The organism is Streptomyces sp. NPDC057682 (assembly GCF_042799575.1).
In the GTDB taxonomy this organism is placed as follows: Bacteria; Actinomycetota; Actinomycetes; order Streptomycetales; family Streptomycetaceae; genus Streptomyces.
On sequence record NZ_JBHVIN010000014.1, the window covers coordinates 74,318 to 97,743 of the forward strand.

Sequence of the window (23,426 nt, forward strand, 5' to 3'; positions counted from 1 at the left end):
CACGCTCTCCTCCGCCGCTGTCCCCGCAGACCGGGGGCGGCGTAGCTTCTGCTCGATTTGAGTGCCGATCCTGACAGAGGGGGCCGCACCCAACAAGTGATTCCGTTGTTGCCTTTTGGTTACGCGACGGAATCTGTCGACCATGTGTCGCGTCGGCACGGAATTCACCGTACGGAGTGTCAGTGGCGGATGACAGACTCGCGTGTCATGGAGCACATCGGGGACGTCCGGGACGTCGAGGCGCTCGTGGCGCGGACCGCGCGCGGTGAGCGGGCGAAGTATCTGCTGTTCTGGGGGCACCGGCCGCGGCCGGACGGCCGGATCGGCGCGAGCTGCCTGAGCCAGTGGTGGCCCTCCCCGTTCACCGTCGGCGGTGTGGCGTACGCGTCGGCGGAGCACTGGATGATGGCCGGGAAGGCGCGGCTCTTCGGGGACGCGGAGGCGGCGGAGCGGGCGGTGGCGGCCAGGAGCCCGGCCGAGGCGAAGAAGGTGGGCCGACTGGTCCGCGGTTTCGACGAGACCGTCTGGGAGCGCGAGCGGTACCGGCTGGTGACCGAGGGCAGTGTCCACAAGTTCGGCGGCCACCCGGAGCTGGGCGCCTTCCTGCTCACCACCGGGGACCGGGTGCTGGTCGAGGCCAGCCCGATGGACCGGGTCTGGGGGATCGGGCTGGCGGCCGACGATCCCCGCGCGCAGGACCCGGCGCTCTGGCGCGGGCGGAATCTGCTGGGCTTCGCGCTGATGGAGGCCCGCGCGGTGCTGCGCGAGCGGGAGGACACCGGGGCGATATGAGACGGCCCGTGCGGGGCGGCGGGAAGACCCCGCCGCCCCGCACGGGCCGGGGTTCGCTAGTGGTTCACGTCGACGACCAGCGAGGTCGGCTCGTAGACCGTGTCGCTCTCCTCGGTGTCGAAGTTGCCCGAGGAGATGCCCCAGATCATCAGCCCCAGGAAGGCCGCGCTGACGACCATGCCGACCGAGCCGAGGATGATGCCCGCCAGTGCCACACCGGCGTTGTCGGCCTCTCCCCTCTTGGCCCGGCCGCGGCCTATGAGACCGAAGATCAGCGCGAGGACGCCCAGGACGATGCCGAGGCCCCACAGGCAGAACAGCACCACGGAGATGATGCCGAGCACCAGCGAGGCGATGCCCAGCCCGTTCGCGGGGGCGGGTCCCCAGCCGTTCGCGGGGTAGCCGGTGTATCCGGGGTAGCCCGCGTAGTCGCCGTACTGCGGCGCCCCCGCGGGGTAGCCGTACTGGCCCTGACCGGCCGGGGCCGGGTAGCCGTACGGTCCGGCGGCCGGCTGTCCCGGGCCGTTCGGGCCGACCGGCGGGGGCGGCACCGCGCCGGGTCCCTGCCAGGGGCCGGCGGCGGGGCCGGGCGCACCGGCGGGGCCCTGCGCGGGGTGAGCGGCGGGCGGTGCCTGGTCCGGGCCCCCCGGGCCGGACGGCGCTGCCGGGTCCTGGCCGGGCATCGCGGCGACGGTCTGCTGGTCGTGCACGGGCGACGGTGCGGGGGCGCTCGCGGCGTCCTCCGGCGTCGAGGGTGCGGCCGGGGTGTTCGCCGTGTTCTTCTCCAGCGGGACCCTGCTGTCCGGCGCAGCCCACGGATCGCGCGGCGCGGCCGCGTCCGCGGGCCGTTCTGTGTTGTCTGACATGGGCCTCCCCCATCGTGATGCCCGACATGCTACGGCCCGCCCCGGCCTACGATGACTCCCGTCCCCTGCCCGGTGCCACTGGCCCCCCGGGCCGCCTGTCAACTCCCGCACCCGGAGGATCCGATGACCGATCTGCACCCCTTCATCGCGGGGCTGCCCAAGGCCGAACTGCATGTGCACCACGTCGGCTCCGCCTCGCCCCGTATCGTCGCCGAGCTGGCCGCGCACCATCCGGACTCCAAGGTCCCGACCGCCCCCGAGGCCCTGGCCGACTACTTCACGTTCACCGACTTCCGCCACTTCATCGAGGTGTACCTCTCGGTCGTGGACCTGATCCGCACCCCCGAGGACGTCCGGCTGCTGACCTTCGAGGTCGCCCGCGACATGGCGCGGCAGAACATCCGTTACGCCGAGCTGACCGTGACGCCCTTCTCCTCGACCCGCCGGGGCATCCCCGAGCAGGCCTTCATGGAGGCCATCGAGGACGCCCGGAAGGCCGCCGAGTCCGAGCTGGGGGTCGTCCTGCGCTGGTGCTTCGACATTCCGGGCGAGGCCGGTCTGGAATCGGCCGAGGAGACCGCGCGGCTGGCCGTGGACCTGAGGCCGGAGGGGCTCGTCTCCTTCGGACTGGGCGGACCGGAGATCGGGGTGGACCGGCCGCAGTTCAAGCCGTACTTCGACCGGGCGATCGCCGCGGGCCTGCACTCCGTGCCGCACGCCGGGGAGACCACCGGGCCGCAGACGGTCTGGGACGCGCTGACGGAGCTGCGGGCCGAGCGCATCGGCCACGGCACCAGTTCGGTCCGCGATCCGCGGCTGCTGGAGCACCTGGCCGAGCACCGCATCGCCCTGGAGGTCTGCCCCACGTCGAACGTGGCGACGCGGGCGGTGCCCGTGATAGAGGAGCACCCGCTGAAGGAGATGGTGGACGCCGGGGTCCTCGTCACCATCAACAGCGACGACCCGCCGATGTTCGGCACCGACCTCAACAACGAGTACGCGGTGGCGGCCCGCCTGCTGGACCTGGACGAGCGGGGACTCGCCGCGCTCGCGAGGAACGCCGTGGAGGCCTCGTTCCTCGACCCGGCCGGGAAGCGCGCGCTCACCACCGAGATCGACACGTACACGACGCGGTGGCTGGAGAGCACCGGGCGGTGAGGGCCCCGGGCGGTGACAATGGCCCCATGGCCACTGCTGTCACCGCCGTCGCCCACCGCGGCGATCCGTACCGCGTCCGTGAGAACACCCTGCCCTCGATCCGGTCCGCGCTGGAACGGGGGGCGGACGTCGTCGAGATCGACGTCCGCGTCACCCGCGACGGCGTGCCGGTCCTGCTGCACGACGCCACGCTGGAGCGGCTGTGGGGTCATGACGTGCGGCTGGACCGGCTGACCCACGCGGAGCTGACCGGGCTGACCGGCGGCGGGGTGCCGACGCTGCGCGAGGCGCTGCTCGCGGCCGGCGCGCACCGCCTGATGATCGATCTGCCCGGTACCACGGACGCCTCGGTGCGCGGTGTCGTCGGGGTGGTCCGGGAGTGCGGGGCGGGCGAGCGCACGCTGTACTGCGCGGGGGCGGAGGCGATGCTCCGGGTGCGGGCCGCCGATCCCTCCGCCGAGATCGCGCTGACCTGGACGACGCTGGCGCCGCCCCGGCCCGCGCTGCTGGAGGCGGTCCGGCCGCGCTGGCTCAACTACCGCTTCGGGCTGGTGAGCAGGGAGCTGACGGAACGCGTCCACCGCGACGGACTGCTGGTCTCGGCGTGGACGGCGGACACCGGACGCACGATGCGCCGACTGGTCCGGGACGGAGTCGACTCCGTCACCACCAACCGGATCGACGTCCTGCGCAGGACGCTGGCGAACTCCGCCGCGGCGCAGGGGTCTTGATCGGTCCGGCATCATGGACGGCGCCTCACCGTCCATGATGCCGGGGCCTCCGTCCGGACCGGGCCCGCGGGCCCGGCGCGATCCGTCCGGCGGGTCCCGGGCCGGCGCCAAGGAGCCCGACGTGACCGTCCCCCACAGCAACCACCTTCCCGCCCGCGTCCGTTCGGATGTGGCGCACAACGCCCGGGTCTGGAACTACTGGCTCGGCGGCACGGACCATTTCCCCGTCGACCGCGCGGTCGGGGACTCGGTGACCGGCATGTATCCGGCCATCGGCGAAGTGGCGCGCGCCGACCGGCGGTTCCTGGGCCGGGTGGTGCGGTATCTCGCCGGGGACGCGGGCATCGGCCAGTTCCTGGACATCGGCACCGGGCTGCCGACCGCGGACAACACACATGAGGTCGCCCAGCACACCGCGCCGGACGCCCGCGTGGTCTACGTCGACCACGACCCGATCGTCCTGGCGCACGCCCGCGCCCTGCTGACCAGCACCCCCGAGGGCGCCACCGAGTACGTCGAGGCGGACGCCCGGGACCCCGAGCGGATCCTGCGGGCCGCCCGGCCGACCCTGGACCTGGACCGTCCGGTCGCGGTGATGATGCTGGGCATACTGAACTTCGTCCCCGACACCGACGAGGCGCTGTCCATCGTCCGGCGGCTGATGGACGCGGTGCCCTCCGGCAGCCACCTGGTCCTGACCCACCCCACCCTGGAACTGGGCGGCGAGGGCAACGAGGCGGCGATGAGGTTCTGGAACGAGCACGCCACTCCCCCGATCACCGCGCGCGACCGCTTCGCGTTCGCCTCCTTCTTCGACGGTCTCGACCTGCTGGACCCGGGGATCGTGTCGTGCTCCCGCTGGCGGTCCGCGCCCGGCACGGCCGACGCCGAGGTCGCGCAGTTCGGCGCGGTGGCGCGGAAGCCCTGATGCGCATTCGCACCCTGCGGGCACGGGCCCTCGCGGCCGGGCCGCGCACCGTCGACCTGCTCGTCGCGCTGCTGGTCCAGGCCGCCATGACGATGCCGTTCGTCGTGCCGCGCGCCCCGGAACTGCCGGAGGCCACCTGGCCGGCGTACGGGCTGACGACCCTGACGGTGGTGCCGCTGATCGCCCGGCGCAGGGCGCCGGTCACGGTCCTCGTGGCGGTGCTCGCCACCGGCGCGCTCTACCGGCTGGCCGTGGACGGGCCGGGCCAGCCGCTGCCGTACACCGGGCTGGTGGCGCTGTACACGGTGGCGGAACGGTCCTCCGCGCCGAAGCGCATCGCGATCGGCGTGCTCACGGCGGCCGGTGTGGTGGTCTCGGTCGGCGTGGGCGGCAACGAACTGCGCGAACTGCTCTTCTCGCTCTTCGTGTTCGCCGCGGCCTACGCCTTCGGGCGCTTCACGGTGACGCGGAAGGCGTACCTGTGGGCGGTGGAGGACCGGGCGCGGCAGCTGGAACTGACGCGGCGCATCGAGGCGGAGCGGGCGGCCGCGCGCGAACGGGCCCGTATCGCGCGGGAGATGCACGACATCCTCTCCCATGCGGTGAGCCTGATGATCGTGCAGGCGGAGGCGGGTCCGGTGGCGGTCCGTACGGCACCGGAGCGCGCGGAGGCGGCGTTCGACGCGATCTCGGAGACCGGCAGGGACGCGATGGTGCAGCTGCGGCGGATGCTCGGTGTGCTGCGCGACGACGCCTCCGCACCGGATTCCCCCCGCTCCCCGCAGCCCTCCCTGGACGGGATCGGGGCACTGGTGGAGCGGGTGGGCGCGGGCGGCGGCCCGGCCGTGGGCTACGAGGTGACGGGCGAGGCCCGGCCACCGGGCGACGCGGTCGGGACGACGGTCTACCGGATCGTGCAGGAGGCCCTGACCAATGTGGTGCGCCATGCCGGCGCGAGGACGGCCCGGGTGGTACTGGACCACGGGTCCGAGGCGCTGACCGTCACGGTCACGGACGACGGGCGCGGCCCCGGCGGCGGGGCGGGGCACGGTCTCACCGGCATCCGGGAGCGCGCGGCGGCACACGGCGGGACGGCCCGCACGGGTCCGGGTCCGGACGGCAGGGGATTCCGGGTCGAGGTGATCATCCCGCACGCCCGGCCCGGCCGGGCGCGGGACGAGGAGACGGGGGTGGTGCGGTGACGATCCGCGTGGTGGTGGCGGACGATCAGGAGCTGGTGCGCAGCGGCTTCGCGATGATCCTGGACGCGCAGCCGGACATCGAGGTGGTGGCCGAGGCCGGCGACGGGGCGGCGGCGGTGGACGCGGTGCGGCGGCTCGCGCCCGAGGTGGCGCTGCTGGACATCCGGATGCCCGGCACGGACGGCATCGAGGCCTGCCGTGCGATCACGGCGGCGGGCGGGTGCCGGACGGTCATGCTGACCACGTTCGACTCGGACGAGTACGTCTACGAGGCGCTGCACGCGGGGGCGAGCGGTTTCCTGCTCAAGGACGTGCGGCGGGACGATCTGGTGCACGCGGTCCGGGTGGTGGCGGCGGGCGACTCGCTGCTGGCGCCGTCGGTGGCCCGCCGGCTGATCGCCGCGTACACCGCGCGTCCGGCCGCCGCTCCGGCGGCGGAGCCCTCGGCACGGCTGGAGGTGCTGACAGGGCGGGAGCGCGAGACGCTGCTGCATCTGGCGCGGGGGCTGTCGAACGCGGAGATCGCGGCGGCCCTCGTGGTCAGCGAGCACACGGTGAAGACGCATGTCGGCCATGTGCTCTCCAAACTGGGGCTCCGGGACCGGATCCAGGCGGTCATCTGCGCGTACGAGTGCGGTCTGGTGTCTCCCTCGTCCGAGGGAGGGGCGGCCGCCGCCTCCCCCGCACAGGGGAGACCGTCTCCCCCGGTGAAACCCCCGGGCGGGTGATCCGCCGGGGGCGGGTGATCCAACAGGATGGATTCCGGGAGCAGTCGGGAACCCTTCCCGGCCGTCCGACCCGCCCAGGAGGCACCGGTCATGACCACTCGTACGTCCCGCACCGTCGTCGCGGCGGCCCTGGTGTTCGGCATCGCGGCGGGCTCCGCCTCGCCGGCCCTGGCCTCGGCCCCCTCCCCGGCGTCCGCCGCCGGTCATTCCGCCCCCTCGGTGCCCCCGGCCTACGGCGCGCCGGACGCGGAGGCGCTGCGCTCCGCGCTGCTGGGACTGCCGTCCGGGGACGCCACGGCGGCCCTGGTGCGGGTCGGCGGCACCTCGGGCGTCTGGCGGGGCAGCGCCGGGGTTCACGATCTGGTGTCGGGGCGGCCCGCCGACCCGGCCGGCCGCTTCCGGGCCGGATCGGTGACCAAGGTCTTCACGGCCGCGGTCGTGCTGCAACTGGCGTCGGAGGGCCGGCTGGGTCTGGACCGGCCCGTGCGCCGGTACCTGCCGGATCTGATCCCTGCCGCGTACGGCACGGTCACCGTGCGCCAGTTGCTGAACCACACGAGCGGCATCCCGAACATCGGCCCGGGATACACCACGCCGGAGGAGGTCTACGCGCACCGTTTCGACCGGTACGACCCGGCGGAGGTGGTCCGCGGCGCCACCGCGCGGGAGCGGACCTTCGCGCCGGGCACGCAGCAGGAGTACGGCAACATCGGCTACACCGTGGCGGGGCTGCTGATCGAGCGGGTCACCCACGACTCGTACGCCTCGCAGGTCACCCGCCGGATCCTGGAGCCGCTGGGCCTGAAGGACACCTATCTCCCGGGCGACGACCCCACGATCCGGGGTCCGCACAACCGCGGGTACCAGGTCTACGGGGACGGCGAGCTGCGCGATGTGACGGTGTGGGGCACCAGCGACACCTGGGCGGCGGGCGCCCTGATCTCCACCACGGCCGATCTGGAGCGCTTCACCCGGGCGCTGTTCGCGGGCCGGGTGGTGCGCGGCCCGCTGCTGGAGGCGATGTTCACGCTGCCGGGCGAGGAGGTGCGCGAGTACGGGACGGGCGCGCCGGCCGCCCACAGCGCGGGGCTCTCGATGATGAGGCTGGGCGGTCACGAGGTGTGGGGCAAGACGGGTGGCCGGTGGGGGTACAACACCGCGATAGCGGCCACCCGCGATCTCTCCCGGACCCTGGTCTACAGCGTCAACGCGACGGACGCGAAGGGCCAGGACATGAACACCACGGCGATGAACGTGGTGGTGGCCGCTCTCGGTGCCCCGTCGCGCGGGTGACTCAGGCGACGGACGCGGGCGTCCCGCCGGGCGCCGGTTCCGGGTCGGCGGGCAGGGCCTCCAGCTCCTTGATCCGCCGGCGCACGATCAGCAGGGGGACGACGCCGAAGACGCCGAACGACATGTCGATGACCGACCACCAGAAGGGGATGTCCCGGATCGGTCCGCAGATCAGGGCGAGCGGGACGATGCCGGCGCAGGCGATCATGCCGAACTCGACGACCCAGATGTTGCGGACCGGATCGCGGTAGGGGCCGTAGAAGGCGACGGCGATCACCAGATGGGCGAAGGCCAGCCAGTCGGTGCCGTAGAGGACGAAGGGGTGGTCGGTGTCGGCCCGGTCGAGCCCGGTGCGGACCCGGGTGATCCAGTCCATGAGCGCGGGAACGTGCTCGGGGACCGGGGAGGCCGGGGAAGTCAGCAGGTCCTCGGCCCAGCGCACTTCGTGGACGAGCGGGAAGGCGGTGAGCCCGCTCAGCACGAGACAGACGATGAAGACGACCAGCCACACGCGTATGCGCCTGAGAAGGGCGCGTCGCTCGCTCATGTCCGCAGCGTACGCCCGGGTTTACGGGCCCTTTACGTCGCCCGGTGGCGCCTTCACAACCCGACGATCGAGTTCCACTTCTTGGCGAACTCGGTGCGCTCCTCGGAGGTGATGTCCCGGGCGATCGCCAGCCGCTCGCGCATGGCGTCGTCCGGGAAGATCAGCGGGTCCTCGGCGAGGGCTGCGGTCTCCTCGTCCTTGGAGGAGGCCAGGACGTCGCGTGCGGCGGGTACCGGGCAGACGTAGTTGACCCAGGTGGCGAGTTCGGCGGCGACCTCGGGCTCGTAGTAGTAGTCGACCAGCTTCTCCGCGTTGCGCTTGTGGCGGGCGAGATTGGGGATCATGAGGGATTCGGCCCAGAGTTCGGCGCCCTCCTCGGGCACCACGAACTCGATCTCGGGGTTGTCCGCCTGGAGCTGGATGACGTCGCCGGAGTAGGCCTGGCAGGCGAGGACGTCGCCGGTGGAGAGGTCCTTGATGTAGTCGTTGCCGGTGAAGCGGCGGATGTGCTTGGTCTTCACCAGCTTCTCGACCTGGTCGCAGATCTCGTAGAAGTCGTCCCGCGTCCAGCGGGTGATGTCCACGCCGTTGCCCTGCATCAGCAGGGCGAAGGACTCGTCGAGCCCGGAGAGCAGGGTGACCTTGCCGCGCAGTTCGGGCGCCCAGAGATCGCTCAGGTGCTTGATCTCGCGGCCGAGCCGCTTGCGGTTGTAGGCGATGCCGGTGATTCCGGACTGCCAGGGCACGCTGTGCCGGCGGCCCTCGTCGAAGGCGGGCGAGCGCAGCTGCGGGTCGAGGTACTTGGCGACGTTCGGCTGCTTGGCCCGGTCCATCTCCTGGACCCAGCCGAGGCGGACGAAGCGCGCGGCCATCCAGTCGCTGATGACGACCAGGTCCCGGCCGGTCTGCTGGTGGTTCATCAGGGCGGGGCTGATCTTGCCGAAGAACTCGTCGTTGTCGTTGATCTCCTCGGTGTACGTGACGGAGATCCCGGTCCGTTCACTGAACGCGTCGAGGGTGGGCCGCTTCGACGCGTCGTCGTCGTCCGTGTCGATGTAGAGGGGCCAGTTGGCGAAGGTCAGGCTGTGATCGCCGGCGGAGTAGTCGCGGCCGGCGCGGTCGCCCGGCTTCACATAGGCGGCGGGGACTCCGCAGCCGGCCAGCGTGACACCGGCCGCTCCCGCCCCGAGGGCGGTGAGCAGGGACCGGCGGGACATGAGGTGGTTCGGGATCGCTCTCACCCGCGCAGGATGCCGTCCGGACGGTACGGCGGGCAATGGACCATCCGTCCAGCGGTGCCCGCCCGGTACGCACACCCTGTCGAGGGCGGGAGCGGAAGACGGCCCGGCCGGCGGGGGAGATCCGGGTACGGGAACGGCCCCGGGTGCGCACGGGGTGCGCCCGGGGCCGTGTCCGGGGGACGGAGCGGCGGTCAGCCGTCGAGGGAGGTCATCACGTGCTTGATGCGGGTGTAGTCGTCGAAGCCGTAGGCGGAGAGGTCCTTGCCGTAACCGGACTTCTTGAAGCCGCCGTGGGGCATCTCGGCGACGAGCGGGATGTGGGTGTTGATCCACACGCAGCCGAAGTCGAGGTTCTTGGACATGCGCATGGCGCGGGCGTGGTCCTTGGTCCAGACGGAGGAGGCCAGGGCGTACTCGACGCCGTTGGCCCATGCCACGGCCTGGGCCTCGTCGGTGAAGGACTGGACGGTGATGACGGGGCCGAAGACCTCGTTCTGGATGATCTCGTCGTCCTGCTTGAGGCCGGAGACGACGGTGGGGGCGTAGAAGTAGCCCTTGTCGCCGACGCGGTGGCCGCCTGCCTCGACCCGGGCGTGCGCGGGCAGCCGCTCGATGAAGCCGCTGACCTGCGCCAGCTGGTTGGCGTTGTTGAGCGGGCCGTAGAGCACGTCCTCGTCGTCCGGCAGGCCGGTCTTCGTGTCAGCGGCGGCCTTGGCCAGCGCCGTGACGAACTCGTCGTGGATCGACTCGTGGACGAGCACACGGGTGGCGGCCGTGCAGTCCTGGCCGGCGTTGAAGTATCCGGCGACGGAGATGTCCTCGACGGCCTTGGCGATGTCGGTGTCCTCGAAGACCACGACGGGGGCCTTGCCGCCGAGCTCCAGGTGGACCCGCTTGACGTCCTTGGCGGCGGACTCGGCGACCTGCATGCCGGCCCGGACCGAACCGGTGATGGAGGCCATGGCGGGGATCTTGTGCTCCACCATCGCGCGGCCGGTGTCGCGGTCGCCGCAGATGACGTTGAAGACGCCCTTGGGGAGGATCTGCCCGATGATCTCGGCGATCAGCACCGTGGACGCCGGGGTGGTGTCGGACGGCTTGATGACCACGGTGTTGCCCGCGGCGAGCGCCGGGGCGAACTTCCACACGGCCATCATCATCGGGTAGTTCCACGGCGCGACCTGCGCGCAGACGCCGACCGGTTCACGGCGGACGATGGAGGTCATCCCCTCCATGTACTCGCCGGCCGAGCGCCCTTCCAGCATCCGCGCCGCACCCGCGAAGAACCGGATCTGGTCCACCATGGGGGGGATCTCTTCGGTGCGGGTCAGACCGATCGGCTTCCCGGTGTTCTCGGACTCGGCCGCGATCAGGTCCTCGGCGCGCTCCTCGAAGGCGTCCGCGATCTTCAGCAGGGCGCGCTGGCGCTCGGCGGGCGTGGCGTCGCGCCAGGCGGGGAAGGCGGCCGCGGCGGCGTCCATGGCGGCATCGACGTCGGCCGCACCGGACAGCGGGGAGGTCGCGTAGACCTCCTCCGTCACCGGGTTGACCACATCGATGGTCCGCCCGTCGGCGGCATCGCGGAACTCTCCATTGATGTAGTTGCGCAGACGGCGCACCTCGGTGGTCACAACCACCCCTCCTGTCGACACGTCCAATGGGTGAGACGTCCAGCCTAGACGCATGGGTAACGGTTTCGACATAGCCAACCGCCGTCATCTTCGGATTCAGTGAGATCTGGGTGGCATGACAACGAATTTCATCGATCCAGGGTTGCGATACAGACGAGTCCCGGTGCAGAGTGACTCCGTGGCCAGTCGCAGCGCAGACTCCAGGAACGGGAACGGATCGTCCCCAGCGGTCGATGCCGTCTCCCTGGCGATCATCGAACAGCTCCAGGAGGACGGGCGTCGTCCGTACGCCGCGATCGGCAAGGCCGTCGGCCTCTCCGAGGCCGCCGTACGCCAGCGGGTCCAGAAACTGCTGGACCAGGGCGTGATGCAGATCGTCGCCGTCACCGACCCGCTCACCGTGGGGTTCCGGCGGCAGGCGATGGTCGGGATCAACGTCGAGGGCGACCTCGACCCGGTGGCGGAGGCCCTGGCGGCCATGGACGAATGCGAGTACGTGGTGATGACCGCGGGCTCCTTCGACCTGATGGTGGAGATCGTCTGCGAGGACGACGACCACCTGCTGGAGACGATCAACAAACGCATCCGGGCCATCCCCGGCGTGCGCTCCACCGAGAGCTTCGTCTACCTCAAGCTCAAGAAGCAGACCTATATGTGGGGAACCCGATAGCCGTGAGCAAGGACCTCAGCCGGACCGCGTACGACCACCTGTGGATGCACTTCACCCGCATGTCGGACTACGAGAACGCGCCCGTTCCCACCATCGTGCGTGGCGAGGGCACCTACATCTACGACGACCAGGGCAAGCGCTACCTCGACGGCCTGTCCGGCCTGTTCGTGGTCAACGCCGGCCACGGCCGCCACGAGCTCGCCGAGGCCGCCTACAAGCAGGCCCAGGAGCTGGCCTTCTTCCCGGTGTGGTCCTACGCCCACCCCAAGGCCGTCGAGCTGGCCGAGCGCCTCGCGGACTACGCCCCGGGCGACCTCAACAAGGTCTTCTTCACCACCGGCGGCGGCGAGGCGGTCGAGACCGCCTGGAAGCTGGCCAAGCAGTACTTCAAGCTCAAGGGCAAGCCGACCAAGTACAAGGTCATCTCCCGCGCGGTCGCCTACCACGGCACCCCGCAGGGCGCCCTGTCCATCACCGGTCTGCCGGCCCTCAAGGCCCCCTTCGAGCCGCTGGTCCCCGGCGCGCACAAGGTGCCGAACACCAACATCTACCGCGCCCCGATCCACGGCGACGACCCCGAGGCCTTCGGCCGCTGGGCCGCCGACCAGATCGAGCAGCAGATCCTCTTCGAGGGCCCCGACACCGTCGCCGCGGTCTTCCTGGAGCCGGTGCAGAACGCCGGCGGCTGCTTCCCGCCGCCGCCCGGCTACTTCCAGCGGGTCCGCGAGATCTGCGACCAGTACGACGTGCTGCTCGTCTCCGACGAGGTCATCTGCGCCTTCGGCCGCCTCGGCACGATGTTCGCCTGCGACAAGTTCGGCTACGTGCCGGACATGATCACCTGCGCCAAGGGCATGACCTCGGGCTACTCCCCGATCGGTGCCTGCATCGTCTCGGACCGGCTCGCCGCGCCGTTCTACGAGGCCGACAACACCTTCCTGCACGGCTACACCTTCGGCGGCCACCCGGTCTCCGCCGCGGTCGGCCTCGCCAACCTCGACATCTTCGAGCGCGAGGGCCTCAACCAGCACGTCCTCGACCACGAGAACGCCTTCTTCACCACCCTCCAGAAGCTGCTCGACCTGCCGATCGTCGGCGACGTCCGCGGCAACGGCTTCTTCTACGGCATCGAGCTGGTGAAGGACAAGGCCACCAAGGAGACCTTCACCGACGAGGAGACCGAGCGCGTCCTGTACGGCTTCCTCTCCAAGGCGCTCTACGACAACGGCCTGTACTGCCGGGCCGACGACCGCGGCGACCCGGTCGTCCAGCTCGCCCCGCCGCTGGTCTCCGACCAGTCCACGTTCGACGAGATCGAGGGCATCCTCCGGTCCGTCCTGACCGAGGCCTGGACGAAGCTCTGACGGCCCGGCCGGACCTTGGGCCGGACGGCCCAGGGCCCGGCCCCGGCTTGACCACCGCTTGACCCATCCCTCGGGGGGCTCCGGCGGTCATTTCATACGGTCCGCACGGCCCGGGTGCGCCCATTCGAGTGGGAAGGGGCGCACCCGGGCCGCGTGCTGTGCGCACACCGCGATCCGAATCCCTACGGTGCCGAGTGACCGATCGGCCCCTCCTTCGTTCCCCCGTACGGGGGAACGGGATTTCTGATCTGAACCGAGGTGTACGCCATGGTGGCCCCGCCGGACAACGACGTGATCTGGGCACGTTCCCTGCAGCACTCCCACAACGGCTCGCCGGCGCTCGGCGGGGTCTCCCTGGGCGTCCGCGACGGCGAGATCCTCGCCGTGACCGGCCCGCGCGGCAGCGGCAAGACGACTCTGCTGCACTGTCTGTCGGGCCAGCTCGTGCCCCAGCAGGGCGAGGTGTGGTTCAACAGCGTCCCGGTCCACACCATGGGCCCGCGGCTGCGCGAGCGGCTGCGCCGCGACAGATTCGGCTGGATCTCCCCCGAGCCGCAGCTCGTCCCGGAACTGAGCACCTGGGAGAACACCGCGCTGCCGCTCCTGCTCCGCGGCGTCCCGCACCGCGAGGCCAAGAAGGCCGCCATGGAGTGGCTGGAGCGCCTGGACATCGGCCCCTGCGCGCGGAAGCGGCCGCACACCCTCCAGCAGAGCCAGCGCCAGCGGATCTCGGTGGCCCGTGCCCTGGCCGGAGCCCCCTCGGTGATCTTCGCCGACGAGCCCACGGCATCGCTCCACCGCACCGACCGCTCCCATGTGCTGCGCACCCTGACGAGCGCGGCCCGTTCGCACGGCATCACCGTCGTGGTCGCCACGCACGACGCGGAGATCGCCGCGCTGGCCGACCGCGAGGTACCGCTGCTGGACGGCCGGCGCGTCGCCTCGGCCGGCCGGACCGCCGAGCCCGATGCGGAGGGTCGCGCGGCGTGCTCGCTCTCCGTCTAGCCCGCGGTTCCCATCCCCTGGTGCTGGCCGGACGGCTGCTGGTGGCCGCCGCGTCCGCCGGGGTCGGCTTCCTTCTGCTCTGCACCCTCGGCTACGCCTCGGGGCACCCCGCGCACTCGACGGGTTCCGTGCTCCGGCTGCTGTGGTGCCTGGTCCCGCTGGCCGCCACCGTGCAGTTCGCGGTCGCGGTGGCCCGGACGGACCCCAGCACCCGGCCGCGCCCCGGCCTCTCCGCCGTGGGCCTGGGCCCGGTGCGCCTGAGCGTGATCGCGGCGGTCTCCACGGCCGTCTCCTGCACGCTGGGATCGATGGTCGCGCTGCTGTTCTTCCTGCATCTGCGCGGCGATCTGTCGGGGCTCCCGTTCGACGGTGCGGCCGCCGGGCTGCTGGCCGCCGACACGCCCCTGCCCCTCGCGGCCGTCCTCCTGCTGCTGGCCGTGGTGCCCGTGGCCGCCGCCTCGGCGAGCGCGCTGGCCCTGCGGACCCGGCCGGTGGGGCCGGGCACCCAGGACGACACCGAGGACCTGGTGCCCGGGGAGCAGATCCCGGTCCCGGCCGCCGCGCCGGCCGGACTGCCCTGGGGAGTGGCCCTGACGGCCGCCGGACTGGCCGTGGAGGCGTACGCGAACCGCACCACGTCCGGCAGCCCGTTCCCGATGCCCGGCCGGCTCGACTCCACCCCCGTCTGGGTGCTGGTGGGCTGGACCCTGACGGCGATCGGTCTGGCCATGGCCGGCCCGGGGCTGACCCATCTGTGCGGGCGGCTGCTCCAGGCGGCGCGCCCCGGCGCCGTACGCCTGCTGGCGGGCCGGGTCCTGATGGACGAGGCGCAGCGGATCGGCCGTCCCCTGGGCGTGGTCTGCGCGGTCGTCTCCGCCGTCGTCGCCGCCTTCGCGCTGTACGGGACGGGGCCGAGGCCGTTCGGGCCGCTCACGGCCCTGGGCGCCGTGCTCGTCATCGGCTGCACCACGGCGACGCTGCTGACCACGGCCTTGGAGGCGCGGCAGGCCCGTGCCCGGACCGCGCGGGCGCTGCTGCGGCTCGGCGCGCCGGCCTCGGCGCTGCGCGCGGCGACGGCGCTGCGCGCGGGTGTGCTGCTCCTGGTGTTCGCCCCGCTGACCTGGGCGATCGCCGAGCTGGCCGCGCTGCCGCTGACCCCGTGAGGGGCCGGCGGCCGGTCAGCCCTCGGAGGGCAGGACGACGCTCTCCGCCGGGTCGAAGGTGACGCCGACGCCGGCGCCCTCGTCCGGGGTGGCGTCCAGCGGGCACTCGGCCTCCAGCGCCGGGCCGCGCTCGGGGCGCAGGGTCACGGCGACGTGGTGGCCCCGGAAGGTGCGGGCCTCCACGGTGCACCGCAGCCCGTCGGTGGGCGCCCCGAGACGCACCCCGGCCGGCCGGACCAGCAGGTCGCAGGCGCCCTGCGGGGAACCGGCCGGCACCGGCACCCTGCCCCACGCCGTCTCCGCCGCCTCGCCGGTGACGGTCGCCTCCACCACGTTGTCGAAGCCCAGGAAGCGGGCGACGAAGGCGGACGCGGGACGCTGCCACACCTCCAGCGGAGTGCCCGCCTGGGCGATGCGTCCGTCCCGCATCACGACGACCCGGTCGGCGAGCGCGAAGGCCTCGCCCTGGTCGTGGGTGACGGCGAGGACCGTTGTCCCCAGCCGCGCGAAGAGCGTGCGCAGTTCGACGACGAGCCGTTCGCGCAGGCCCCGGTCCAGTTGGCCCAGCGGTTCGTCGAGCATCAGCAGTTTGGGGCGGGGGGCCAGCGCGCGGGCCAGCGCGACCCGCTGCTGCTCGCCGCCGGACAACTCCGCGACGGCACGGCGCTCGGCGCCGGGCAGGCCCACCAGATCGAGGAGTTCGGCGACCCTGCGGGTCCGCTCGTCCCGGGGCACGCCGTGCATCCGCAGCCCGAAGGCGACGTTGGCTCCGGCGGAGCGGTGCGGGAAGAGCTGGTGGTCCTGGAACATCAGGCCGAGCCCGCGCCGGTGCACCGGCACCCCGTCCTGGTCCGCACCGTCCAGCAGGACCCGCCCGCCGTCGGCCGGCTGGAGTCCCGCGACGACCCTGAGCAGGGTCGACTTGCCGCTGCCGCTCGGCCCGAGCACACAGACGATCTCGTGCTCGGCGACCTCCAGGTCGACGGCGTCCAGCGCCGCCCGGCCGCCGAAGCGGACGGTGGCCGATTCGAGTGTCAGCATTCCTAGAACTCCCCGGAACGGTCGACGCGGATACGTTCGAGCAGCAGCAGCGAGACCGCGCACACGAGCATGAGAAGGGTGCTGAGGGCCATCGCCTGGCCGTAGTTCAGCTCCCCGGACCGGCCCAGCAGCCGGGCCACCGCCACCGGCAGCGTCGGGGTGTCGGGCCGCGCGATGAAGACGGTGGCCCCGAACTCTCCGAGCGACACGGCGAACGCGAACCCGGCCGCCACCAGCAGCGCCCGGCGCACCAGCGGCAGATCCACCTCCCGCCAGGCCCGCCACGGCGAGGCGCCGAGCACCGCGGCGGCCTCGCGCAGCCGCCCGTCCACCGCGCGGAGCACCGGCAGCATGGTGCGTACGACGAAGGGCACCCCGACCAGTGCCTGGGCGAGCGGCACCAGGATCCACGAGGTCCGCAGGTCCAGGGGCGGCTCGTCGAGGGTGATCAGGAAGCCGAAGCCTACGGTGACGGCGGAGACGCCGAGCGGCAGCATCAGCAGCGCGTCGAAGCCGCGGACGAGGCGTCCGGCCCTCCGGGTCAGGGCGGCAGCGGCCAGTCCGCCGACGACCACCGCGATGAGGGTGGCGACCACCGCGTAGCGCAGGGAGTTCCCGATCGCCTCCAGCGGCGCGACGAGGAACGTACCGCTGTTGGCCTCGGCCGATCCGAGGGCCCGGTAGTAGGCGAGACCGTGGCCGCCCGAGACGTCGAACGAGCGCTCCACGAGCACCCCGAGCGGCAGCAGGATCAGCACCAGAACCGTCGCCAGGACCCCGCCGAGCAGCGCCCACTGCCCCGCCCCGCGAGGCCGGTGCGCCGTGCGCGCCGGGTCGACGAGCTTCAGCGCGGTCTCCCGGCGCCGCACGGTCCGGGCGTGGACGGCGAGGATGGCGCCGACCGCGGCGAACTGCACCAGCGTCAGCACGGCCGCCGTGGGCAGGTCGAGCAGTTGCGCGGTCTGCCGGTAGATCTCCACCTCCAGGGTGGAGAAGCCGGGGCCGCCGAGGATCTGGACGACACCGAAGGAGGTGAAGGTGAAGAGGAAGACCATCAGCGCGGCGGCCGCCACGGCGGGGGCGAGCGCGGGCAGGGTGATCCGGCGCCAGGCGGCGAACCGTCCGGCACCGAGGACCCGCGCGGCCTCCTCCTGCCGGGGGTCGAGCTGCGCCCAGAGCCCTCCGACGGTGCGCACGACGACCGCGTAGTTGAAGAAGACGTGCGCCGGCAGGATCGCCCACACGGTGGTGTCGAGCCGGACGCCCCAGAGTTCGTCCAGGAAGCCGCCTCGCCCGAGCAGGGCCAGGAAGGCGGTCCCGACGACCACGGTGGGCAGGACGAACGGCACGGTGACGACGGCCCTCAGGACCTGCTTGCCGGGGAAGTCGAACCGGGCGAAGACATACGCGCCGGGCAGGGCGATCAGCAGCGTCAGCGCGGTCGAGGCGAGCGCCTGCCACAGCGTGAACCAGAGGACGTCCACGATGTCGGGCCGGCTCAGCACCTCGCCGAACCGCCCGAACTGCCAGACGCCGTCCGTCCTGAGCCCGCGTCCCACGATCGCGACGACGGGGTAGGCGAAGAACAGCGCGAAGAACGCGACGGGCACGGCCATCAGACCGAGCCGGACCGCACCGGCGCGCAGGGACCGGGCGCGCGCGGACCTCCCGCGCGCGCCCGGTCCGCGTACGGGAGTCTTCGCTACTTCACTACGAGCGAGGACCACGACTGGACCCACTGCTCACGGTTCTTGGCGATCGCGTCCGGCGCCACGGTCGTCGGCTTGTCGACGACGGCGCCGAAGTCGGTGAAGAGCGCGGGCACCTTCGCGTCCTCGTTCACCGGGCTGACGAACATGTTGAGCGGCATGTCCTCCTGGAACGGCTTGCTGATCAGGAAGTCCAGCAGGGCCTTGCCGCCCTCCTCGTTCTTCGCCCCGTCGAGCAGTCCGGCGAACTCGATCTGGCGGAAGCAGGTGCCGGTGGCGACACCGGTCGGGGCGGTCTTGGGCTGCGGGTCGGCGTACAGCACCTCGACCGGCGGGCTGGAGGCGTAGCTGACGACCAGCGGGCGGTCGGCCTTGGCCTTCTTGCCGCCGGCGGAGCCGGAGAACTCCTCGTTGTACGCCTGCTCCCAGCCGTCGACGACCTTGACGCCGTTGGCCTTCAGCTTCTTCCAGTAGTCCTGGTAGCCGTCCTCGCCGTAGGCGGCGACGGTGCCGAGGAGGAAGCCGAGGCCGGGCGAGGAGGTCGCGGCGTTCTCGGTGACGAGGAGGTTCTTGTACGCGGGCTTCGCCAGGTCCTCGAAGGTCTGCGGCGGCGCGAGCTTCTTGTCGGCGAAGTACTTCTTGTCGTAGTTGACGCAGATGTCGCCGGTGTCGACGGGCGTGACGCGGTGCTTGTCGGCGTCGAGCTGCGCGGCGGCGGTGACCCTGTCGAGCCCCTTGGCCTCGTACGGCGTGAACAGGCCGTTGTCGAGGGCCCGGGAGAGCAGGGTGTTGTCGACGCCGAAGAAGACGTCGCCCCGGGGCGAGCCCTTGGTCAGGATCTCCTGGTTGAGGGCGGCGCCCGCGTCACCGCTCTTGAGGACCTTGACGGTGTAGCCGGTCTGCCGGGTGAACTCCTTCAGCACCTCCTTGGAGGCGTTGAAGGAGTCGTGGCTGACGAGGGTGACGGTCTTGGAACCGCTGCCCTGGGTCCCCTTCGTGCCGGACACCTCGTCGTCGGAACCGCAGCCGGCGAGCACGGTCGCGCCGAGCGCGGCGGCGACGGCCGTCACCGCGAACTTCTTGGTGGTGCTCATGTGATTCCTCCTGGGGGTGACCAGGAAGAGACGCGGCCCTGCCCGCACCGGTGGAAACCGGAAGTGGGCAGGGCGCAACAGCTTGAGTATGGTCCGAACTTCCTACCCGGAATGACCCGGGCGAGGTTCAGAGGGTCTGCGGCCGACCTGTCCTCGGTGCCGCACTCTCAGCGCTGTGGCGCTCCCCTGTCGGAAATATGAAATTGGCTTCGAGCCCAGGCTACACGGCGGTTTCCGGCCTCAGCGCTCGGCCGCCGCCAGCTGACCGCAGGCCCCGTCGATCTCCTGGCCGCGGGTGTCCCGGACGGTGACCGGCACTCCGTGGGCGGCGATCGCCTCGACGAACGCCTTCTCGTCCTCGGGCCGCGAGGCGGTCCACTTGGAGCCCGGCGTCGGGTTCAGCGGGATCAGGTTGACGTGGACGCGCTTGCCCTTGAGGAGCCGGCCGAGCCGGTCTCCGCGCCACGCCTGGTCGTTGATGTCGCGGATCAGCGCGTACTCGATGGAGATCCGGCGGCCGGACTTCTCCGCGTACTCCCACGCGGCGTCGAGCACCTCGCGCACCTTCCAGCGCGTGTTCACCGGGACGAGCGTGTCGCGCAGCTCGTCGTCCGGGGCGTGCAGCGACACGGCCAGCCGGCACTTGAAGCCCTCGTCGGCGAAGCGCAGCATCGCGGGCACCAGCCCGACTGTCGACACGGTGATCCCCCGCTGCGACAGCCCGAGACCGTCCGGCTCGGGATCGGTCAGCCGGCGGATGGCCCCCACGACCCGGTTGTAGTTGGCGAGCGGCTCGCCCATCCCCATGAACACGATGTTGGACAGCCGGGCCGGCCCGCCCGGGACCTCCCCGTCCCGCAGCGCGCGCATCCCGTCCACGATCTGGTGCACGATCTCCGCCGTCGACAGATTCCGGTCGAGACCGGCCTGCCCCGTGGCACAGAACGGGCAGTTCATCCCGCACCCCGCCTGCGACGAGATGCACATCGTCACCCGCTCCGGATACCGCATCAGCACCGACTCGACCAGCGTCCCGTCGTGCAGCTTCCACAGCGTCTTGCGCGTCGTGTCGTCGTCGCAGCTGATGTGCCGCACCACCGACATCAGGTCCGGGAACATCGCCTCCCGCAGCTTGTCCCGCGACCCCGCCGGAATGTTCGTCCACTCCGCCGGGTCGTGCGCGTACCGCGCGAAGTAGTGCTGCGACAGCTGCTTCGCGCGGAACGGCTTCTCGCCGATCGCGGCGACGGCCTCCTTGCGCTCGGCGGGCGTGAGGTCGGCGAGGTGCCGCGGCGGCTTCTTGGCTCCGCGGGGCGCGACGAAAGTGAGTTCTCCGGGCTTAGGCATGGTTCTTCCAGTGTCGCAGACGGAACGGTGAACGCCCGCCGTCCTGTGGACAACGGGCTCTCACCCATGACATCGCAGGTCGGACGGGGTGTACCGGGTACCGCACATGCCACGAGGGCCCGCGCCCTCAGGCGTGGGCCCTCGTGTGCGGGCGCGGGGGCGGGCCCCGGTCAGCCGGAACCGACGAAGACCGCCAGGAGCAGCCAGACGACCGGGGCGGTCGGGAGCAGGGAGTCCAGACGGTCCATGATCCCGCCGTGGCCGGGCAACAGGGTGCCCATGTCCTTGATCCCGAGGTCGCGCTTGATCATGGACTCGCCCAGGTCGCCGAGGGTGGCGCTGGCGGCGACGGCGAGGCCGAGGAGCAGGCCCTGCCACCAGGTGCCGTCGTCGACCAGGAACTGCATGCAGAGCGCACCGGCGACCATCGCGAAGGCGACCGCTCCGAAAAGGCCCTCGCGGGTCTTCCCGGGGCTGATGCGCGGGGCGAGCTTGTGCTTGCCGAAGCGCCAGCCGACGGCGTACGCACCCGTGTCGCTGACCACGGTCAGCAGCAGGAAGGTGAGGACCCGCTGTGGTCCGTCGTCGGCCTTCAGCAGCATGGCGACGAAGGTGGCCAGGAAAGGCACGTAGAACGCGGCGAAGACACCCGCCGTGACGTCCTTGAGGTAGCCCTCCGGCGGCTCGGCCATCCGCCAGACCAGTACTGCCAGGGTGGTGAGGGCCATGGCGACCCAGGCGCCCTCGGCACCGCGCGCGTAACCGGCCACGACCATGGCCGCGCCGCCGATCGCGAGCGGGACGAGGGGCGCCTTGATGTCCTTGCGCTCCTCCAGCCGGGAGGTCAGCTCCCAGAGGCCGACGACGACGGCGACGGCGATCACACCGACGAAGACGGCCTTGACGATGAACAGCGAGGCGACGACGACGGCCCCGAGGCCCACGCCGACTCCTATGGCGGATCCCAGATCACGGCCCGCACGCTTCTTCTGCGGGGGTGGCGGCGCGGTGGACATGGGCTCCTGCGGCATCTCGTCACGGAACAGGGGGCCGCCGCTCAGGCGTCCGGCCCCCCGGTCCCGGTCATCACGGTCATCAGCGTCTCTACCTGCGTCGGGACTGTCCGGCACGATGGGCATGGGCCGAGTCTGCTGGCCGTCGTGCACATCGTGGGCAGGACCCGCCGGAGCGGCCCGCATCTCGGGGGCGGCCCCGTGGCCGGCGCCCGGCGGGGCGCCCCAGGAGGAGTCGTTCATCAAACTTCGAGCAGCTCGGCTTCCTTGTGCTTCAGCAGCTCGTCCACCTGCGCCACGTACTTCGCGGTGGTGTCGTCGAGCTCCTTCTCGGCGCGGCGCACCTCGTCCTCGCCCGACTCCTTGTCCTTCACCAGCTTGTCGAGCGACTCCTTGGCCTTGCGGCGCACGGCCCGGATCGAGATCTTGGAGTCCTCGGCCTTGGTCTTCGCGACCTTGATGTAGTCGCGACGACGCTCCTCGGTGAGGTCCGGGAAGGTCACCCGGATGATATTGCCGTCGTTGCTCGGGTTGACGCCGAGGTCCGAGTCGCGGATCGCCTGCTCGATGTTGCGCAGCGCGCTCTTGTCGAACGGCGTCACGACGGCCATCCGGGGCTCCGGCACCGAGAACGACGCCAGCTGGTTGATCGGGGTCAGCGCGCCGTAGTAGTCGGCGACGATCTTGTTGAACATCGCCGGGTGCGCGCGGCCGGTGCGGATGGCGGCGAAGTCCTCTTTCGCGACCACGACGGCCTTCTCCATCTTCTCCTCGGCCTCGAGGAGGATTTCTTCGATCACCACGTGCTCCTGCGTGTCTTGAGCGGGCCCGGCATGCTCGGGCCCTGCGGGTCCTGCGTCGCGTCCTCACCTGCACGGTGTCCGACCGGCAGGCCGTTGTCCATCTTTCGGGGCCGTCCCGTGCGCCCCCGGGGCGGCGGTGGGTTCCCCCACCGGCCGTCCCGCCGGCGGGTCAGGCCCGGGTGCCCCGGTCGCTCACGAGCGTGCCGATCTTCTCACCCTTGACCGCGCGGGCGATATTGCCCTCGGTGGTCAGCTCGAAGACGAGGATCGGCAGCTCGTTGTCACGGCAGAGCGTGATGGCGGTGGCGTCGGCGACCTTGAGATCGCGGGCGAGCACCTCGCTGTACTCCAGCGCGTCGAACTTCACGGCCCCGGGGTTGGTCTTCGGGTCGGAGTCGTAGACCCCGTCCACGCCGTTCTTCCCCATCAGCAGCGCCTCGGCGTCGATCTCCAGGGCGCGCTGTGCCGCGGTGGTGTCGGTGGAGAAGTACGGCATGCCCATGCCCGCGCCGAAGATCACGACGCGCCCCTTCTCCAGGTGCCGCACGGCACGCAGCGGGATGTACGGCTCCGCGACCTGGCCCATGGTGATGGCCGTCTGGACACGGGAGTCGATGCCTTCCTTCTCCAGGAAGTCCTGGAGCGCCAGACAGTTCATGACGGTGCCGAGCATGCCCATGTAGTCGGACCGGGCCCGGTCCATGCCGCGCTGCTGGAGCTCGGCACCGCGGAAGAAGTTGCCGCCGCCGATGACGACCGCGATTTCCGCGCCGTCACGGACGACCGCCGCGATCTCGCGGGCGATGGCGTGCACGACGTCGGGGTCGACACCGAGGCCGCCGCCCCCGGCGAACGCCTCTCCGGACAGCTTCAGCATGAAGCGTCCGGCCACCTTGCCGTCGTCGCGCTTGTGGTCACCCTGTACGGCGTCCGCGCCCTTGTTCATGGAGATTCTCCTCGTGCACATACGAAGAAGGCCATTGCCGGTGGGTCTGGTGTCCCTCAGCGGCAATGGCCTCCTCGTCAGATCTGCGGTCGTACGGCGGTGTGCGGCCGTCGACTGCACCAGACCCTATCGGGGTCCACCGTTTTTCGCGGAC

General features: G+C 71.6%; 22 protein-coding genes and 1 riboswitch. Of the genes, 11 read left to right on the forward strand and 11 right to left on the reverse strand.

The window, feature by feature from the left end; translation table 11 throughout:
* The first annotated feature begins 207 nt into the window (after window positions 1–207).
* Window positions 208–792 carry an NADAR family protein gene (locus ACFVDM_RS24900; RefSeq protein ID WP_383644580.1) on the forward strand — a complete coding sequence of 195 codons (585 nt, stop codon included), beginning with the start codon at window positions 208–210 and terminating at the stop codon, window positions 790–792.
* A 56-nt stretch (window positions 793–848) separates the two neighbouring features.
* On the opposite strand, the gene ACFVDM_RS24905 is transcribed toward ACFVDM_RS24900, so the two are convergent.
* The gene (locus ACFVDM_RS24905; protein ID WP_383644137.1) at window positions 849–1,658 is read right to left on the reverse strand and encodes a DUF4190 domain-containing protein; all 810 of its coding nucleotides are present in this window, start codon (window positions 1,656–1,658) and stop codon (window positions 849–851) included.
* 123 nt (window positions 1,659–1,781) lie between these two features.
* On the opposite strand from ACFVDM_RS24905, the gene ACFVDM_RS24910 reads away from it, so the two are divergent.
* The 6 genes from ACFVDM_RS24910 to ACFVDM_RS24935 all read left to right on the forward strand — a co-directional run bounded on the left by ACFVDM_RS24910 (window position 1,782) and on the right by ACFVDM_RS24935 (window position 7,698).
* Entirely contained in the window at window positions 1,782–2,816 is a 1,035-nt protein-coding gene (locus tag ACFVDM_RS24910; protein WP_383644140.1) for an adenosine deaminase, read from the forward strand.
* A gap of 26 nt (window positions 2,817–2,842) precedes the next feature.
* Entirely contained in the window at window positions 2,843–3,547 is a 705-nt protein-coding gene (locus tag ACFVDM_RS24915) for a glycerophosphodiester phosphodiesterase (protein WP_383644143.1), read from the forward strand.
* Window positions 3,548–3,581: 34 nt separating this feature from the next.
* Entirely contained in the window at window positions 3,582–4,475 is an 894-nt protein-coding gene (locus tag ACFVDM_RS24920) for an SAM-dependent methyltransferase (RefSeq protein ID WP_383644583.1), read from the forward strand.
* Window positions 4,475–5,677, forward strand: a complete 1,203-nt coding sequence (locus ACFVDM_RS24925; protein ID WP_383644146.1) for a sensor histidine kinase — start codon at window positions 4,475–4,477, stop codon at window positions 5,675–5,677. Before ACFVDM_RS24920 ends, ACFVDM_RS24925 begins: the two co-directional genes overlap by 1 nt.
* Window positions 5,674–6,405, forward strand: a complete 732-nt coding sequence (locus ACFVDM_RS24930; protein WP_383644149.1) for a response regulator — start codon at window positions 5,674–5,676, stop codon at window positions 6,403–6,405. Before ACFVDM_RS24925 ends, ACFVDM_RS24930 begins: the two co-directional genes overlap by 4 nt.
* 90 nt (window positions 6,406–6,495) lie before the next feature.
* A complete protein-coding gene (locus tag ACFVDM_RS24935; RefSeq protein WP_383644152.1) occupies window positions 6,496–7,698 on the forward strand; it encodes a serine hydrolase domain-containing protein in 1,203 nt (400 codons plus the stop codon).
* A gap of 1 nt (window position 7,699) precedes the next feature.
* Here ACFVDM_RS24935 and ACFVDM_RS24940 read toward each other — a convergent pair whose 3' ends face one another.
* The 3 genes from ACFVDM_RS24940 to ACFVDM_RS24950 form a co-directional block, all read right to left on the reverse strand.
* A complete protein-coding gene (locus ACFVDM_RS24940; RefSeq protein WP_383644155.1) occupies window positions 7,700–8,245 on the reverse strand; it encodes a hypothetical protein in 546 nt (181 codons plus the stop codon).
* A gap of 53 nt (window positions 8,246–8,298) precedes the next feature.
* Window positions 8,299–9,462 carry a PotD/PotF family extracellular solute-binding protein gene (locus tag ACFVDM_RS24945; protein WP_383644585.1) on the reverse strand — a complete coding sequence of 388 codons (1,164 nt, stop codon included), beginning with the start codon at window positions 9,460–9,462 and terminating at the stop codon, window positions 8,299–8,301.
* 215 nt (window positions 9,463–9,677) lie between these two features.
* Window positions 9,678–11,117 (reverse strand): gamma-aminobutyraldehyde dehydrogenase, encoded by a 1,440-nt coding sequence (locus ACFVDM_RS24950; protein WP_383644158.1) that lies wholly within the window; start codon window positions 11,115–11,117, stop codon window positions 9,678–9,680.
* Window positions 11,118–11,295: 178 nt separating this feature from the next.
* Here ACFVDM_RS24950 and ACFVDM_RS24955 point away from each other — a divergent pair, with 178 nt between their 5' ends.
* From ACFVDM_RS24955 to ACFVDM_RS24970, 4 genes are all read left to right on the forward strand, one after another.
* A complete protein-coding gene (locus tag ACFVDM_RS24955; protein WP_383644161.1) occupies window positions 11,296–11,787 on the forward strand; it encodes an Lrp/AsnC family transcriptional regulator in 492 nt (163 codons plus the stop codon).
* Complete coding sequence (locus ACFVDM_RS24960) at window positions 11,772–13,151, forward strand: aspartate aminotransferase family protein (RefSeq protein WP_383644164.1); 1,380 nt, start codon at window positions 11,772–11,774, stop codon at window positions 13,149–13,151. Before ACFVDM_RS24955 ends, ACFVDM_RS24960 begins: the two co-directional genes overlap by 16 nt.
* Window positions 13,152–13,418: 267 nt before the next feature.
* Window positions 13,419–14,156, forward strand: coding sequence for an ABC transporter ATP-binding protein (locus ACFVDM_RS24965; protein WP_383644167.1), 738 nt, complete (start codon window positions 13,419–13,421; stop codon window positions 14,154–14,156).
* The gene (locus ACFVDM_RS24970) at window positions 14,138–15,319 is read left to right on the forward strand and encodes a hypothetical protein (RefSeq protein WP_383644170.1); all 1,182 of its coding nucleotides are present in this window, start codon (window positions 14,138–14,140) and stop codon (window positions 15,317–15,319) included. The genes ACFVDM_RS24965 and ACFVDM_RS24970 overlap by 19 nt, the downstream gene beginning before the upstream one ends.
* Window positions 15,320–15,334: 15 nt before the next feature.
* Here the strand turns inward: ACFVDM_RS24970 and ACFVDM_RS24975 are convergent, their stop codons facing one another.
* The 7 genes from ACFVDM_RS24975 to pyrH all read right to left on the reverse strand — a co-directional run bounded on the left by ACFVDM_RS24975 (window position 15,335) and on the right by pyrH (window position 23,272).
* Entirely contained in the window at window positions 15,335–16,360 is a 1,026-nt protein-coding gene (locus tag ACFVDM_RS24975) for an ABC transporter ATP-binding protein (protein WP_383644173.1), read from the reverse strand.
* Between the two features lie 2 nt (window positions 16,361–16,362).
* Entirely contained in the window at window positions 16,363–17,976 is a 1,614-nt protein-coding gene (locus ACFVDM_RS24980) for an ABC transporter permease (RefSeq protein ID WP_383644176.1), read from the reverse strand.
* 86 nt (window positions 17,977–18,062) lie between these two features.
* Window positions 18,063–19,163 carry a thiamine ABC transporter substrate binding subunit gene (locus ACFVDM_RS24985; RefSeq protein ID WP_383644179.1) on the reverse strand — a complete coding sequence of 367 codons (1,101 nt, stop codon included), beginning with the start codon at window positions 19,161–19,163 and terminating at the stop codon, window positions 18,063–18,065.
* A gap of 81 nt (window positions 19,164–19,244) precedes the next feature.
* Window positions 19,245–19,361: riboswitch (TPP riboswitch) on the reverse strand.
* A 42-nt stretch (window positions 19,362–19,403) separates the two neighbouring features.
* Entirely contained in the window at window positions 19,404–20,510 is a 1,107-nt protein-coding gene (gene rlmN / locus ACFVDM_RS24990; RefSeq protein WP_383644182.1) for a 23S rRNA (adenine(2503)-C(2))-methyltransferase RlmN, read from the reverse strand.
* A 170-nt stretch (window positions 20,511–20,680) separates the two neighbouring features.
* Window positions 20,681–21,766 carry a phosphatidate cytidylyltransferase gene (locus ACFVDM_RS24995; protein ID WP_383644185.1) on the reverse strand — a complete coding sequence of 362 codons (1,086 nt, stop codon included), beginning with the start codon at window positions 21,764–21,766 and terminating at the stop codon, window positions 20,681–20,683.
* Window positions 21,766–22,323: a ribosome recycling factor gene (gene frr, locus ACFVDM_RS25000; protein WP_383644188.1), complete on the reverse strand. Its 558-nt coding sequence runs from the start codon at window positions 22,321–22,323 to the stop codon at window positions 21,766–21,768. Before frr ends, ACFVDM_RS24995 begins: the two co-directional genes overlap by 1 nt.
* Window positions 22,324–22,495: 172 nt before the next feature.
* Complete coding sequence (gene pyrH, locus ACFVDM_RS25005; RefSeq protein WP_383644192.1) at window positions 22,496–23,272, reverse strand: UMP kinase; 777 nt, start codon at window positions 23,270–23,272, stop codon at window positions 22,496–22,498.
* Window positions 23,273–23,426 lie beyond the last annotated feature (154 nt).